The organism is Ornithinicoccus halotolerans, from assembly GCF_009602535.1.
Classification (GTDB): Bacteria; Actinomycetota; Actinomycetes; order Actinomycetales; family Dermatophilaceae; genus Ornithinicoccus; species Ornithinicoccus halotolerans.
In genome coordinates, this window is sequence record NZ_WIQI01000077.1 from 1 (window position 1) to 13,846 (window position 13,846).

Sequence of the window (13,846 nt, forward strand, 5' to 3'; positions counted from 1 at the left end):
GAGAGGCCCAGCGGACCAAGATGATCCGCCACCTCGGCTCGGCGCTGACCGACGTCACCTACGTCTTCGACGAGCCCTAGCAGCGCCATGCCCGGCAGCGGGTCCCGGCCGTGGACGTGGGCCCGCCGGTACGCGGCCTCGGCGGCGTCGAGGTCCCCGCGCAGCCGGTGCAGCTCCCCCAGCCGGTACTCCGCCTCCGCGACCACGACGACGTCGAGCCCCGCCAGCTCCGAGGTCGCCCGCCTGGCCTCCTGCTCGGCCCGGGCCCACTCACCGTGGACCTGGAGCAGCTGGACCCGGTGCACCCGGCAGATGCCGCGGAAGAGCACCGCGGGCGCGTACCCGCGCCACCAGCGGTCGGTGAGGTCGGTCCACCGCTGCGCCCGGGGCAGGTCGCCGAGCTCGTAGCACAGCTGCATCATCCGGCAGTACAGGTTCCCGGCCCACTCCGGGAGCACCCGACCGCTGCGGACCGGCAGCATCGCCTCGTCCAGGCACCGCATCGCCTCGTCGACCGCGCCACGCCGCAGCGCCAGGACACCGGCGGCGAACAGCCCCTGGGCCTGCAGCGTCGGGTCCCCGTGGCGGTCCGCCAACGTCAGCAGCCGCTCCACCAGCTGCCCGGCCCGCTCCAGGTCGCCGGCCTGGGTCGCCCAGTCGGCGTCGAGCGCGAGCAGGTAGCCGTGCTCGGCGGCCTCGGGCACCTCCTCCAGGAGCCGCCGGGCCCGCGCCAGCCAGCCCGCGCCGACGTCCTGCCGGCCGCGGACCACCTCCGAGAAGCCGATCTCCAGCGCGGCCATCGCCGCACCGGCGAGCTCCCCGGCCTGCCGGCGCCGCTGGTGGACCTCCTCCGTGACGACGACGAACTCGTCGATCAGCCCCAGCCACCAGCACGCCGTGGCCAGCCCCGCCAGATCGGCCGCGGCCGGCTCGCGGGCCGCGCGGAACCGCTCACGGGCCGTCGCCCAGTCCCGCCGGGCGAGCGCCTCGCGAGCCTCGATGAGCGCCTCGTCGAGCTCGGTCATCCGCACCCTCCACCCCCGATGGTGCCAGGGAACGCGCCTCAGTCGCGGCGGGCCACGACGGAGAAGGCCACCGGCAGCTGCTGCCGCCACGGCGCCGGCAGCACGTAGCCGTCCCCCTCCAGCTCCATCACCGGCAGCGCAGGCCAGGGCAGCGTGTCGTGCTCGCCGACGGCGACCAGCCGCAGCCCGGCGTCGAGCAGCGCCTGCAGCACCTCCGAGACCGGGTGCGGCCACTCGTAGTTGCGGGTCGCCCGGATCCGGGTGTGGTCACCACCGGTGTAGGTGCTCGCCTCGTCATAGGTCTGCGCCTGTCCCGGCGGCAGCGACCAGTAGCGGTAGCCCAGCCGCACGTCGCCCGCCACCGTGTCGTCGAACGCGGCGAGCACCGGGTGCCGGTCCCGCAGGAAGAACGTGCCCCCGGGCCGCAGCAGCGCGGCGATCGTGCGCGCCCAGGCCGTCAGGTCCTCCAGCCAGCAGATGGTCCCGATCGAGGTGTGCACGTGGTCGAACGTCTGCCCCACGGCCGCGGCGGCGCCGGTCACCTCCGCCTCGACGTAGCGGATGTCGGTGCCGGCACGGGCGGCCAGGTCGCGCGCGATCTCAAGGGAGGCCGGCGACAGGTCCACGCCGGTGACCCCGCGCGCGCCGAGCCGAGCGAGAGAGAGCGTGTCGGTGCCGATGTGGCACTGCAGGTGGCACACCTCCAGGCCGGCCAGTGGCTGCGCGCCGGCCCGCGGCAGGTGCGGGGCGAGGATCGCCAGGTCCTCCCGGACCACGGTGCTGACCCTCGCCGGGTCCCGGGCCATCCCGGCGAGGTCGTAGTCGCCGCTGTCGGCGTGGACGCGGGCCCGGTCGTCCCAGTTGGCGCGGTTGGCCGCGTACGCCTCGGCGGTCTCGACGCTGGTCTCGGTCACCGGGTCGAGCGGCTGGCTCATCGGACCTCCTCGGGGGTGCGGACCCATCATGGCCCACCCCGAGCGAGAGGCGGGCCGGGGCGCACGCCGTTAGGGTGAGCCAGGTGAACTGGGAAGACTACGACGCGGTGCTGTTCGACCTGGACGGGGTGCTCACCCCCACGGCCGAGGTGCACATGCGGGCCTGGGAACGGATGTTCACCGAGTTCCTGGAGGGGCCGGCGCGCGAGGTCGCCGGGGAGGGCGCCGACCTCTCGCCGTACACCGACGACGACTACTTCGCCCACGTCGACGGCAAGCCGCGCTACGAGGGCGTCGCCGACTTCCTCGGCTCGCGCGACATCGAGCTGCCGCAGGGGGACCCGGCCGACCCACCGGACGCGCTGACCGTCTGTGGCCTCGGCAACAAGAAGAACGACCTGTTCGCCGCGGTGCTCGAGGAGGAGGGCATCAGCGCCTACGAGGGCTCGGTGCGGCTGCTGGACGCCCTCGCCGAGCGCGACATCGAGGTGGCGGTGGTCTCCTCCTCCCGTAACGCCCCCGACGTGCTGCAGACCGCCGGCATCGCCGACCGGTTCGACGTCGTGGTCGACGGGGCGCTCGCCCAGCAGGAGAGCCTGGCCGGCAAGCCCCGGCCCGACACCTACGCCTACGCCGCGAAGGCCGTCGGCGCCAGCAACGCCCGCTCGGTGGTGGTGGAGGACGCGGTCAGCGGCGTGCAGGCCGGCCGGGCCGGGGAGTTCGGCCTGGTCGTGGGGGTCGACCGGGGCGCGGGCCGGCAGACGCTGCTCGACCACGGCGCCGACGTGGTCGTCGAGGACCTGGCCGAGCTCATCTAGCGGGCCGGGGTCCGGACACTCGGGCCGTACGGTCACGCTCGGGCGGATCCTGCCCTAGGCTCGTTGGCTGGGAGCAGGACGCCGCCGCCCAGCCGTGCCCGGCTGCGACGGCCTCTCGCTCCGGAACGCCTGACCTGCCCTCGCCCAGCGACGACGCGAAGGAGTTTCCGTGGCGCACAAGTACCCCTCCCCCCACATCCCCCCGCCGGTCCGCGACCCGATGGACCGCACCCGATGGCCGATCGACGAGTGGCGGCTCGTCGAGACCGCCTACGACCCCGAGGACCTGGGGCTGACCGAGACCCTCTTCGCCACCGGCAACGGCTACCTGGGGATGCGCGGCAACGCCGAGGAGGGGCGGGACACCCACACCCACGGCACCTACGTCAACGGCTTCCACGAGACCTGGCGCATCGAGCACGCCGAGGAGGCGTTCGGCCTGGCCCGGGACGGGCAGACCCTGGTCAACGTCCCCGACCCCAAGACCATGAAGATCTACGTCGAGGACGAGCCGCTGCTGCTGGCGGCGGCCGACCTCGGCCACTACCAGCGCTGGGTCGACTTCCGCGACGGCCAGCTGCACCGGGAGGTGATCTGGCGCACCAACAACGGCAAGCGGGTGCGCATCCGCACCACCCGGATGGCCAGCCTGACCGAGCGGCACCTGGCGCTGATGACCATGGAGATCGAGCTCCTCGACGGCAACGCGCCGATCGTGGTCTCCTCCCAGCTGCTCAACCGGCAGGACGGCACCGACGAGTACTACGTCAGCTCCGCCGCGATGGGCGAGGGCTTCGACCCCCGCAAGGCCGAGGCGTTCAACCGCCGGGTGCTGGACCCGCAGGCCAGTCAGGTGTGCGACGAGAGCCGGCTGCTGCTGGGCTACCGCTGCCGCGAGTCCCGCATGACGCTGGCGGTCGCGGCCGAGCACCGGATCGAGACCGAGTGCGCGCACCACGAGGACATCAGCGCCGAGGACGACGAGGCCAAGCACGTCTTCCGCATCGACGCCGAGGCCGGGTGCCCCATCCGGATCGAGAAGTACGTCAGCTTCCACACCTCCCGGGGGGTCCCGGTCCAGGAGCTCGCCGACCGCTGCTGGCGCACCCTGGACCGTGTCGTCGCACGCGGCGCCGACCGGCTGCAGGAGGACCACCGCCGCTGGCTGGACGACTTCTGGGACCGCTCGGACGTGCAGGTCGCCGGGCAGCCCGCGGTGCAGCAGGCGGTCCGCTGGAACCTGTTCCAGCTGGCGCAGGCGGCCGGCCGCGCCGACGGGCTGGGCGTGCCCGCCAAGGGGGTGACCGGTTCCGGGTACGGCGGCCACTACTTCTGGGACTCCGAGGTCTACGTGCTGCCGTTCCTGACCTACACGCTGCCGTACGCGGCCCGCAGCGCGCTGCGTTTCCGGCACCTGATGCTCGACCCCGCCCGCGACCGCGCAGCGGAGATGTCCCAGCACGGGGCGACCTTCCCCTGGCGCACCATCAACGGCAAGGAGGCCAGCGCCTTCTTCGCCGCCGGCACCGCGCAGTACCACATCAACGCCGACATCGCCCACGCCCTCATCAAGTACGTGCGCGCCACCGGCGACCACGAGTTCCTGCTCGACGAGGGCGTCGACATGCTGGTGGAGACCGCGCGGCTGTGGGCCGACCTGGGGTTCTGGCAGCTCAACGGCGACAAGAGCTTCCACATCCACTCGGTGACCGGGCCGGACGAGTACACGACGGTCGTCAACGACAACCTGTTCACCAACGTGATGGCCCGGGCCAACCTGTTCGTCGCCGTCGAGGCGGTGACCGAGCTGCAGTCCAGCGACCCGGACGGCTACGCGCGCGCCAAGTCCCGGCTGACCCTCGACGAGCACGAGATCGAAGAGTGGCGCCGCGCGGCCGAGGACATGTACATCCCCTTCGACGAGGTCCTCGGCGTGCACCCGCAGGACTCCCACTTCCTGGAGCGGGAGGTGTGGGACCTGGACAACACGCCGAACGACAAGCGGCCGCTGCTGCTGCACTACCACCCGCTGGTCATCTACCGGTTCCAGGTGCTCAAGCAGGCCGACGTCGTCGCGGCGATGTACCTCGCCGGCAGCCACTTCAGCCTCGAGGAGAAGCGGGCCAACTTCGAGTACTACGACCCCATCACCACCGGCGACTCCACGCTGTCGGCGGTGGTGCAGTCGATCGTCGCCGCCGAGGTCGGCTACCACGAGATGGCGCTGCGGTACTTCTACGCCGGCCTGTTCGTCGACCTGGACGACCGGCACGGCAACACCACGGAGGGCGTCCACGTCGCCTCGGCCGGCGGCGTGTGGAGCGCGCTGACCGGCGGGTTCGGTGGCATGCGCGACCACAACGGGGAGCTCACCTTCGACCCCCGGCTGCCGGAGGACTGGACCGAGCTGACCTGGCCGATGTCCTGGCACAGCTCCCGGCTGCGGGTCACCGTCCGGCAGGACGAGATCCTGCTGCGGGTCGAGCAGGGCGACCCGGTGACGGTCGCGGTGCGCGGTGAGGAGATGAAGGTCGGCGAGGACGAGGTGCGCGTGCCCCTCGACGACCAGGGCGAGCGGGTGCGAGAGGTGCTCCACTCCGGGCCACGGCTCTCCCGGCAACGGGCCGGCGGCCGGCACATCAACGCCACCGTGCCGCACTCCTGGCGAGACGCCAGCGAGCGTCCCCCCGTGCAGCCCGTGGACGTGACCAGCGCGGGCGAGGAGCAGGACGAGGAGGAGATCCAGCAGGTCGTCCCGCACGAGCACGAGGAGCGCGAGCAGGAGCGCGAGCACGAGCGCGCGCACGAGGAGCGGGAGCAGGAGGACCCGCACGAGGAGCGGGAGCCGCAGCAGTAGCAGCCGCTCAGACCCGCCGCAGCGGCCGGTGCGGCTGCGGCGGGTAGCCGACCTGCACCGGGTCACCCGCCGCAACCGCGCCGTCGCGCTCCACCACGGCCATCACCCCCACCCGGAGCTGCGGGTGTCCCTGCTCGTCGCGAGGCAGCACCACGGCCAGCAGGCCAGGGCGGTAGTCGTCGATCTGCCGGCACGGGTTGCGCAGGCCGGTCACTCGCACGACGGCCTGCCCACCCAGCGCCAGCAGGGTGCCCTCCGGCAGCGCGAGCAGGTCCACGCCCTCGGTGAGGACGTTCTCCCCGATCCCGCCCGGTGGCACCGGGTGGCCGGACGCCTGCCACTCCCGCAGCTGCTCGACCGCGACCAGGTGCACCTGCCGCAGGTTGGGCGTCGTGGGGTCTCGCCGCACCCGGGAGCGGTGGCGCACCGTCGCGCCGGCATGGGCGTCCCCCACGACGCCGTGCCCGGCTCGCAGCTCGACGCGGTCGCGCGGGACCTTGCTGAACCGGTGGGTGCCGTCGGCGGCCACCGCCACGACCCGGCCGAGCGGGCCCCTCATCTGTCCCATCTGTCACATTTTGCCCCCATCCGGGCGGCTGAATGGGGCCGTCGGGGAGTCGGTGTGGTCGGATGGTGAGCATGACTGAACCGTCCGAGCGACCCGACCAGGCCGACGGCGCGACCCCGGAACCGGCCGAGCAGGGCTCGGCCGTGCCCCCCGGCACCCCGACGGAGGCCCCGATCCTGGAGTCCGAGACCGACCGCCTCGCGGCCGCCGTGTCCGGGCCTGAGGACCAGGTCGGCATGGCCGCGCTGTGGCGGGTGACGATGCAGCTGGAGAACTGGTGGTTCCTGGCGGTGGGCGAGGAGGAGCAGGAGAGCCCCGCCGCCGCCGAGATCGAGGGACAGCAGATGCTGCTGGCCTTCACCGACGCCGACCGCGTCCGCCACTTCGCCCTCGAGCAGGGCATGATCACCCCCGAGGACGACCTGCGGGCGATCGCCCTGGAGCCCTACGAGGTGGTCGAGGCGGCCGACACCTACCAGCGCGCCAACATCAGCGGCCTCATCTTCGACGCGCACATCAGCGGCTACTACATCCCCGCTGAGCAGCTGCCCATCGTCTGGGACGCGGTCATGTCACCGGAGACCGAAACCTCCCAGCCGATCCCGTCCCGGGAGGAGCGCGAGGAGACCGGTCCCAACGAGTGGCCGCTGTCCTCCGGCGAGGAGCGCTGAGGCGCTCCTCGCCGCGATCGGCTCACGGCTCGGGGATCACCAGCTTCTGACCAGCGGCCACCTGGCTGGTGCTGAGCCGGTTGGCCAGCTGGATCTCCACCACGGCCCGGTCCAGCGGCAGCTCGGCCAGCTCCTCGGCCGCGACCTGGGACAGCGTCTGCCCCGGCTGCACCACCACCGTCTGCGGGTGCTGCGCCGCGCCGGCCGGCCCCAGCAGGCCCACGGCCAGCGCCGTGACCAGCGCCACCGCCACGGTCGTCGTCCCCAGGGTCAGCGCCAGCCGGCCGCGCCGGGTCAGCCGACCGGCACGGCGCGCGCCTGCCCTCGCGCGTTGCTGCGCGACCGGGTGGAGCGGCGGGGCCGACTCCTCCGGCACCTCCCCGGGCCGGCCCCACGGACGGCTCAGGTCGGGCAGCGGCAGCTCCGGCACCGGCTCCCCCGGCCGGACCAGGCGCAGGTGACGGGGACGTGGGCCCGGGCCGGTACCGCGAACGGCGGGGCCGGGCGTCGGGAACACCGCGGGTGCTGCGCTCATCAGTTCTCCTCCGTCTCGGTCGGCCCGTCCGAGGCCACGCGTTGGCTCACCACTGTCGGACGCGTGTGCGATCGGACGCCTGTCCAATGTGTAGCACGGTTGTGCGACGATGTCGACACGCCGCTCGAACAGGTGTTTGTCGCGGGAGTCGAATGCTCGTACGATGTCGTCACGTGAACAACTGAACCAGCAGCCACTGACAATGCTGTTGACCTGCAGGTTCGACCGCCGGAAGGGATGGGACAGATGGCCACGGAGAAGGACGACGACCGCTCGGGCCGCACCGGCCAGCACGAGGGCACGGTGCACCAGATGCGTGACCGCGTCGACGCCGAGCTGACCGCGCGCCAGCGGCGCGTGCTGGGGGTGATCCGCGACTCGGTGGACGCGCGCGGCTACCCGCCGAGCCTGCGGGAGATCGGCGAGGCGGTCGGCCTGACCTCACCCTCCTCGGTCGCCCACCAGCTTAAGATGCTGGAGCGCAAGGGCTACCTGCGCCGCGACCCGCACCGGCCACGGGCCATCGAGGTGGTCCTCCCGGGCGAGGGCGAGGACGGCGTGCGGCAGGGGTACCGCCGCGGCGGCGGCGAGTCGCACGTCGACGAGACCGGCATCGGTGACGAGCGGCCGGCCGCGTCCTACGTCCCGGTCGTCGGGCGGATCGCCGCCGGCGGCCCGATCCTGGCCGAGGAGGCCGTCGAGGACGTCTTCCCGCTGCCGAAGCAGATCGTGGGCGAGGGCGAGCTGTTCCTGCTCAACGTCGTCGGTGACTCGATGCTGGACGCCGCCATCTGCGACGGCGACTGGGTGGTGGTGCGCCGGCAGCCGACCGCCGACAACGGCGAGATCGTCGCGGCGATGCTGGACAACGAGGCGACCGTCAAGACCTTCAAGCGCACCGACGGCAAGGTCTGGCTGCTGCCGCAGAACGAGTCGTACGAGCCCATCGACGGTGACCACGCCGTCATCCTCGGCAAGGTCACCGCGGTCCTGCGCCGCATCTGACCTCCCGCACCCGCCGGCGCGTCATCCTCCGCGGTGACGGGTCAGGCGCGCTGACCGGTGCCGCCCGCCGGCCCTCCCATCCCTCCGGCGGGGCGGCACCAACCCTTGGGCCCACGGCCTCGTCCCGGCACGGGCTGCCGCTACTGCTCCTCCATGCCGGTGGGGTGCTCGGGCCACTCGTGGCGGCGCAGCCGCAGCCGGGCCGCCGCGTCACCCCCGCCCTCGTACGCGGCCGGGCTGGAGGCGGGACGGTCCTCGGAGATCCCGCTCGTCGGCAGGCTGAAGCCCTCCGGAGCCTTGTGCTCCGCCACCGCCTCCCAGCTGCGGCGGTCGTGCTCCATGACCTCGTCCAGGTCGTAGTGGCGGTAGAGCTCCCAGAGGTCGTGGTCGTCGAGGTGTTCGAGGTGGCGCAGCGTGGGCGCGTCGGCGACGTGGTCGGCGGGGTAGTCCACGCGCAGGCCCCGCTCGGACACCTCGGCGGCCTGCAGCGGTACGTAGCTGCCCAGTCCCTCGTCGCGCCCGACGGTGGCCCAGATCGGTTCCCCGGTGTCGTCGTCGAGGTAGATGTGCTGCACCGTCCCCAGCGGCCTGCCGTCCCGGTCCACCACCGGGGCTCCGGCCAGCAGGTCCAGTTGCTCACGCAGGATGCTCATCACGTCTCCTTCGGCGGTTGCCCAAGCACTGCCGACGGTAGCCGCGTCGGCACCCGGGCGCGAGAGGGCCTCAGTGCCGCAGCGCGCCGAGCGCCGAGGAGAACGCCTCCTTGGCGGCGGCCCACGGGCCACGGCGCGCGGGGAGGTCGCGCACCAGCGGGATCAGCTCGGCGGAGAAGCTGCGGCTGGCCTCCCGCGGCAGCAGCGAGGGCAGGTTGTCGATCGCGATCACGTCGACCGGGTGCTGGCCCTGGTGCACCCGCCGCACCGGCAGCTCCCAGGTGGTGATCGCCGTGTTGACCGGAAGCAGGTTGTGCTCGGAGGTGACGTCACAGGTCACGTCCGCGACGACCCGCAGCCGGTGCTCGTCCCCGGCCAGGTCCTCGTGGGTCAGGAACGGCGGGGTGGACGTCTTGGTCATCACGCAGTTGACCAGCAGGTCGTGGTCGAGCAGCGCGGGCCTGTCCAGCGGCTGGGTCTGCCGGCGGTCCCACTGGGTGACCTCCCACCCGGCGGCGGTGAGGGCCGCGACCGACCCCCGTCCGCTACGTCCGCCGGCACCGATCACCACGGCGCGCCCCGGCGAGCCCGCCGCGATCCGGTCGTCCAGGTCCTGCTGGGTGGTGGGCTGCAGCGGTGGCCGCAGCGCGTCCTGCCAGGCGAGCGCGCCCAGCGCGGCACCGACGTAGCCGGCCCAGTACCCGAACGCGACGACGCGGCGGCCGTCGACGGTGAGGTACTCCACGTCCAGCAGCTCCCCGCCGCCGCTGCGGAACCGGTGCAGCAGGCGCTCGGCGCCCTCCTGGCCCTTGTAGGCGTGGGCGAAGAAGATGTGGTGGTGGTGCAGCGGCTCCGGCTCCGGCGGCAGCTCCTTGATGCCCACGATGTAGGCGTCCTCCGGGGCGGCCACCCAGCTGCCCGGGTCGGCCAGCTCGCAGCCGGCCGCGGCGAACTCCTCGTCGCGGTAGGCACGACGCTGCGAGCGCTCCACCGTCACCCGCACGCCCTCGGCCACCAGCAGCGCAGCGTCCTCGGGCACGATCGGGACCCGCTGCTCGGTCGGCCGGCTCTCCTCGCGGATCCACAGGTGCACGCTGCTCATGCGGGTCACCTTAAGGGGCGCCGACGCCGGCACCGCCGGTGGCGCTGGGAGCGCCGGTCGCGCCCGTCGCGCGGGGAGCGCCGGTGACCTCGTCGGCCAGCCGCGGCAGCACGTCCTGCAGGAGCGCGTCCAGCCGCAGCGTGGCCTCCGCGTCGCCGCGGGTGCGGCCGCGGGTCACGACCGCCACTGGCGTCCCGAGCCGGTCGGCCCGCCGCACGAACCGGTACCCGCTCATCACCTGCAGCGAGGAACCGAGCACCAGCAGCGCGGCCGCCCCCTCGACGGCAGCGAACGCCCGCTCCACGCGCGCCTTGGGCACCGACCCGCCGAAGAACACCACGTCGGGCTGGAGCAGGTCGGACCCGCAGACCACGCAGTGCACCAGCCGGAAGCCGCCGATCTGGTGCGGGTCGAGCACGACGTCACCATCGGGCCGGACCTCATCGGTGGTGGCTCCGAACCGGGGGTTGGCCGCGGTCATCCATTCGTGCACGACCTCGCGGGCATAGTTTTCCCCGCACCGCAGGCACCCGACCCGGGCGAGCGTGCCGTGCAGGTCCAGCACCCGGCGGGACCCGGCGGCCTGGTGCAGGCCGTCCACGTTCTGGGTGATCACCTGCTCCACCAGCCCAGCGGTCTCCAGCCGGGCCAGCGCGTGGTGCACCGGGTTGGGCCGGGCGGCGCGGAAGCGCGTCCACCCGGCGTAGCTGCGGGCCCAGTAGCGGCGCCGGTTGTCCGCCGAGGCCAGGAAGTCGCCGTGGTGCATCGGGGTGACCCGGCGGGACCCGTCCGGGCCGCGGTAGTCGGGGATGCCCGAGCCGGTCGAGACCCCGGCGCCGGTGAGTGCGACGACCCGGCCGCGGCGCACCAGGTCGGCGAGGGCAGCGAAGGCGGCCTCGTCGACCGGCGCCCGAGGCGGCAGCTCGGCGGTCAGCGTCACGCTCCGAGGGTAGGCGCAGCAGCGGCTGCGCGCGCACGCACGACCCGCGCCGCGCGACGAGGGGACCGCGCCGGGCGCGGTCCCCTCGTGCGTGGCGACCGGGCTGCTCACCGGTCGCCGCCCCCCGGGTCAGAGGCAGCCGACCTCCATGACGCCGTCTGTGAGCGCGCCGTCCAAGAAGGCGAAGTCGGCGTCGCTGAGGTGGTTGATCCCCTGGCTCTTGCCCATCGCGCCCTTGGCCATCACGGCTCGGCTGTGGATCATCGGCTCCTGCTCCACCCCGAAGGCGGCCATCCACTCGGCGACCGCGGCATCGCCGAGCCCCAGGCCCTGGCAGCTCGGGGGCAGCACGAACATCTCGGCCACATCGCTCAGCTCGACGAACACGCTGTTGTTGCTGGCGAGCGCCTGGCGGGCCGCGTCGCTCATGTTGGCCACGTAACAGAAGTGAGCCGAGGCGGTCGTGGCGGTCACCAGCGTCACGGCGGCGGCCCCCGCGGCCACGCCGAGCAGGCGACGACGCAGACGAGTTGTGGTCATAGTGTGGTTCCTCTCCCTCATAAGCCCGGTCCATCCGGGCCCCGGGGGACACTGCACCGCAGCCGGGCCGCCGGCGCCAGAGGCTGCGGCAGCCATCGTGTGGGCAGAACTACCCAGTATCAGCGGCGGCGGGCAGCAGCCCCCACCGGTGCGCCACCGACACCGCGGAGAGCCGGTCCCCCACGCCCAGCTTGTGGTAGGCGTTCGAGAGGTGACGGTGGATGGTGCGTTCGGAGCAGCCCACCATGCGCGCGATCGTGGCCGCCTTGTGGCCGCGCGCCAGCAGCGCCAGCACCTCCGACTCGCGGGCGGTGAGGTGACAGCGGGCACGCCCGTCGTGGCCCGCGGCGACCTGGACCCAGGCGGCGTCGTCACCGTGCAGCCGGAGCAGCCGGACCAGTCCCTGCACCACCGGCTGGACCGCGGCGAGCAGGTCCAGCTCGGCAGCGGTGAAGTCGACGCCCTCCCGACCCAGCAGGTAGACGACCGGCCGCTGCCCGCCGACGACCGGCAGCACCGCCACCTGGTCGCACCCCCAGTCCCGGTGGTACTCCCGCTGCAGCGTCGAGCCGCGCCAGTCCGGTCCGTACGCCCGCGCGGCGGTCCACGGGGCGAGCTGGCCCGCCACGGCCCGGTCCAGCAGCGGCCCCGGCCGCTCCCCCGTGCGCAGCCGGTGGCGCAGCGTGGCGGCCGCGGGCGGCGTGACCGCACCGCCCAGCACCTCGGCGTCCCGGTGGAGCAGGTCCACCCGCAGCAGCAACCCGACCCGGGCGGTCACCGCCGCGGAGAGCCGCTCGATGACCGCGTCGTTGCGCTCCTCGGGCGTGCCGGCGGCACTGGCCGCTCCGACGAGCTGCACGACCAGGGTGAGGGCCTCGGTTCCGGTGTCCGCCACAGTCGTATGGTCCCGCTGCCAGGGGCTGCTGGTAAAGAGGCCTGACTGAATGCTGCAGGACCCATTTTCAGGCTGCGGGGCCAGCACCACGTCCGTAGCCTCGGAGGGGACACCGCAGTCGCACCAGGCAGGAAAGGAGTGTCCGATGACCACGACGGGCAGTGAGCAGGGGGAGCTGGTCACCGACATCCTCACCGCGGATCACCGGGCGATGCTGGACCTCCTCGGGCAGATCCCGCAGACCGAGGACGGCCAGGAGCGCCGGGACCTCGCCGACACCCTCATCGCGGAGGTGATGCGGCACTCGGTCGCCGAGGAGATGTACGTCTACCCCGCCGTCGAGGAGCACGTGCCCAACGGCGCGGACGAGGTCGAGCACGACAAGCAGGAGCACGACCAGATCGTGGACCTGATGAAGAAGCTGGAGGGCCAGGACGCGGCCAGCCCCGCGTTCCTGGAGATGGTCCGTGGCCTGACCGACCTGCTGCGCCACCACGCCGAGGACGAGGAGCAGGACCAGTTCCCGAAGCTGCGGACGCACGTGCCGCACGAGCAGCTGGTCGAGCTGGGACGCAAGGTGAACCGCGCCAAGGAGCTCGCCCCGACCCGGCCGCACCCGAGCGCCCCGCACTCCGAGCTGTTCCACAAGGCGGTCGGGCCGGGCGTCGGCATGGTGGACCGGCTGCGCGACCGGCTGACCGGCCGCCAGACGGGCTGAGCGGTGCCCCGTAGGCCGGTCAGGAGGAGCGCCGGCCCAGCGGGGTGACCCGGTCGGACCGCTGCAGGCTGCGCAGCACCGTGGCGGCGTCCCCGACCGGGTCGTGCGGCGCCCGGGCGGGGGCGTACCGGTGCGCCAGCCCCGGGTCGTGCCGGTGCAGCGCGGCCTCGGCCGCGAGGTAGCCGTGCCGCTCCAGGACCGCCTGCTCCTCGGCGGTGAAGGCATCCAGGTCGGTGCGGACCCGGTGGATCGCCGCCAGCGCCTGCTCCGGCAGGTCCCCGGCGGCCGTCGAACCCAGTGACCAGGTGGCCCCGCCGACCAGCCCGGCGGCGTGGGCGGCGTGCAGCCACCGCAGCCGGGTGGTCTTGCCGCCGCCGGAGGTGATCGCCAGCAGCCGCCACATCCGGGCGACGGTCGAGCCGGCCGGACGGCCCTGCGCCACGGCGCCGCCGTCGCTCACCAGCACCGACGCGTGGTCGCTCCAGACCGGCTCCAGCCCGAGGTTGTCGTAGACCCCGCCGTCGACCAGCTGCAGCCGGGCCAGGATCCCCTCCCGGACCGCCGGGTCCTCCCCGAGCTCGCGG

The 13,846-nt window shown here is 73.5% G+C and carries 13 protein-coding genes and 2 pseudogenes; 5 read left to right on the forward strand and 10 right to left on the reverse strand.

Features of this window, described 5'->3' with window-relative positions; genetic code table 11:
- Positions 1–1,025 (reverse strand): annotated as a pseudogene (locus GFJ45_RS11985) (LuxR family transcriptional regulator); the annotation flags it as partial.
- 38 nt (positions 1,026–1,063) lie between these two features.
- Positions 1,064–1,960, reverse strand: a complete 897-nt coding sequence (locus GFJ45_RS11990) for a class I SAM-dependent methyltransferase (protein ID WP_153397516.1) — start codon at positions 1,958–1,960, stop codon at positions 1,064–1,066.
- Positions 1,961–2,043: 83 nt separating this feature from the next.
- On the opposite strand from GFJ45_RS11990, the gene GFJ45_RS11995 reads away from it, so the two are divergent.
- Together GFJ45_RS11995 and GFJ45_RS12000 are read left to right on the forward strand one after the other, a co-directional pair.
- The gene (locus GFJ45_RS11995; RefSeq protein WP_153397518.1) at positions 2,044–2,778 is read left to right on the forward strand and encodes an HAD family hydrolase; all 735 of its coding nucleotides are present in this window, start codon (positions 2,044–2,046) and stop codon (positions 2,776–2,778) included.
- 220 nt (positions 2,779–2,998) lie between these two features.
- Complete coding sequence (locus GFJ45_RS12000; RefSeq protein ID WP_153397539.1) at positions 2,999–5,635, forward strand: glycoside hydrolase family 65 protein; 2,637 nt, start codon at positions 2,999–3,001, stop codon at positions 5,633–5,635.
- Between the two features lie 7 nt (positions 5,636–5,642).
- Here the strand turns inward: GFJ45_RS12000 and GFJ45_RS12005 are convergent, their stop codons facing one another.
- Positions 5,643–6,203 (reverse strand): MOSC domain-containing protein, encoded by a 561-nt coding sequence (locus GFJ45_RS12005; protein ID WP_153397520.1) that lies wholly within the window; start codon positions 6,201–6,203, stop codon positions 5,643–5,645.
- A gap of 71 nt (positions 6,204–6,274) precedes the next feature.
- Between GFJ45_RS12005 and GFJ45_RS12010 the strand changes: the two genes are divergently transcribed.
- Complete coding sequence (locus GFJ45_RS12010; RefSeq protein ID WP_153397522.1) at positions 6,275–6,874, forward strand: hypothetical protein; 600 nt, start codon at positions 6,275–6,277, stop codon at positions 6,872–6,874.
- A 22-nt stretch (positions 6,875–6,896) separates the two neighbouring features.
- Here the strand turns inward: GFJ45_RS12010 and GFJ45_RS12015 are convergent, their stop codons facing one another.
- Positions 6,897–7,409 carry a LysM peptidoglycan-binding domain-containing protein gene (locus GFJ45_RS12015; protein ID WP_153397524.1) on the reverse strand — a complete coding sequence of 171 codons (513 nt, stop codon included), beginning with the start codon at positions 7,407–7,409 and terminating at the stop codon, positions 6,897–6,899.
- Positions 7,410–7,655: 246 nt separating this feature from the next.
- On the opposite strand from GFJ45_RS12015, the gene lexA reads away from it, so the two are divergent.
- A complete protein-coding gene (gene lexA / locus GFJ45_RS12020; protein WP_194288642.1) occupies positions 7,656–8,414 on the forward strand; it encodes a transcriptional repressor LexA in 759 nt (252 codons plus the stop codon).
- A gap of 140 nt (positions 8,415–8,554) precedes the next feature.
- Here the strand turns inward: lexA and GFJ45_RS12025 are convergent, their stop codons facing one another.
- From GFJ45_RS12025 to GFJ45_RS12045, 5 genes are all read right to left on the reverse strand, one after another.
- A complete protein-coding gene (locus GFJ45_RS12025) occupies positions 8,555–9,067 on the reverse strand; it encodes a PRC-barrel domain-containing protein (RefSeq protein WP_153397528.1) in 513 nt (170 codons plus the stop codon).
- A 70-nt stretch (positions 9,068–9,137) separates the two neighbouring features.
- The gene (locus GFJ45_RS12030) at positions 9,138–10,169 is read right to left on the reverse strand and encodes a Rossmann-fold NAD(P)-binding domain-containing protein (RefSeq protein ID WP_153397530.1); all 1,032 of its coding nucleotides are present in this window, start codon (positions 10,167–10,169) and stop codon (positions 9,138–9,140) included.
- A 10-nt stretch (positions 10,170–10,179) separates the two neighbouring features.
- On the reverse strand, positions 10,180–11,109 hold the full coding sequence (locus GFJ45_RS12035; RefSeq protein WP_194288643.1) for an NAD-dependent protein deacetylase: 930 nt from the start codon (positions 11,107–11,109) through the stop codon (positions 10,180–10,182).
- 129 nt (positions 11,110–11,238) lie between these two features.
- Entirely contained in the window at positions 11,239–11,649 is a 411-nt protein-coding gene (locus GFJ45_RS12040; RefSeq protein ID WP_153397532.1) for a hypothetical protein, read from the reverse strand.
- Between the two features lie 109 nt (positions 11,650–11,758).
- A complete protein-coding gene (locus GFJ45_RS12045; protein ID WP_153397535.1) occupies positions 11,759–12,544 on the reverse strand; it encodes a helix-turn-helix transcriptional regulator in 786 nt (261 codons plus the stop codon).
- 145 nt (positions 12,545–12,689) lie between these two features.
- On the opposite strand from GFJ45_RS12045, the gene GFJ45_RS12050 reads away from it, so the two are divergent.
- Positions 12,690–13,262 (forward strand): hemerythrin domain-containing protein, encoded by a 573-nt coding sequence (locus GFJ45_RS12050; RefSeq protein WP_153397537.1) that lies wholly within the window; start codon positions 12,690–12,692, stop codon positions 13,260–13,262.
- Positions 13,263–13,281: 19 nt separating this feature from the next.
- Here the strand turns inward: GFJ45_RS12050 and GFJ45_RS16405 are convergent.
- Positions 13,282–13,846, reverse strand: a pseudogene (locus tag GFJ45_RS16405) (patatin-like phospholipase family protein); the annotation flags it as partial.

What these genes read in the sequence shown, in the direction of transcription:
- GFJ45_RS11990 (WP_153397516.1), bottom strand. Translation starts at nt 1,960, where the DNA reads ATGAGCCAGCCGCTCGACCCGGTGACCGAGACCAGCGTCGAGACCGCC.
- GFJ45_RS12000 (WP_153397539.1), top strand. Translation starts at nt 2,999, where the DNA reads ATGGACCGCACCCGATGGCCGATCGACGAGTGGCGGCTCGTCGAGACC.
- GFJ45_RS12005 (WP_153397520.1), bottom strand. Translation starts at nt 6,203, where the DNA reads ATGGGACAGATGAGGGGCCCGCTCGGCCGGGTCGTGGCGGTGGCCGCC.
- GFJ45_RS12010 (WP_153397522.1), top strand. Translation starts at nt 6,275, where the DNA reads ATGACTGAACCGTCCGAGCGACCCGACCAGGCCGACGGCGCGACCCCG.
- GFJ45_RS12015 (WP_153397524.1), bottom strand. Translation starts at nt 7,409, where the DNA reads ATGAGCGCAGCACCCGCGGTGTTCCCGACGCCCGGCCCCGCCGTTCGC.
- lexA (WP_194288642.1), top strand. Translation starts at nt 7,656, where the DNA reads ATGGCCACGGAGAAGGACGACGACCGCTCGGGCCGCACCGGCCAGCAC.
- GFJ45_RS12025 (WP_153397528.1), bottom strand. Translation starts at nt 9,067, where the DNA reads ATGAGCATCCTGCGTGAGCAACTGGACCTGCTGGCCGGAGCCCCGGTG.
- GFJ45_RS12030 (WP_153397530.1), bottom strand. Translation starts at nt 10,169, where the DNA reads ATGAGCAGCGTGCACCTGTGGATCCGCGAGGAGAGCCGGCCGACCGAG.
- GFJ45_RS12040 (WP_153397532.1), bottom strand. Translation starts at nt 11,649, where the DNA reads ATGACCACAACTCGTCTGCGTCGTCGCCTGCTCGGCGTGGCCGCGGGG.
- GFJ45_RS12050 (WP_153397537.1), top strand. Translation starts at nt 12,690, where the DNA reads ATGACCACGACGGGCAGTGAGCAGGGGGAGCTGGTCACCGACATCCTC.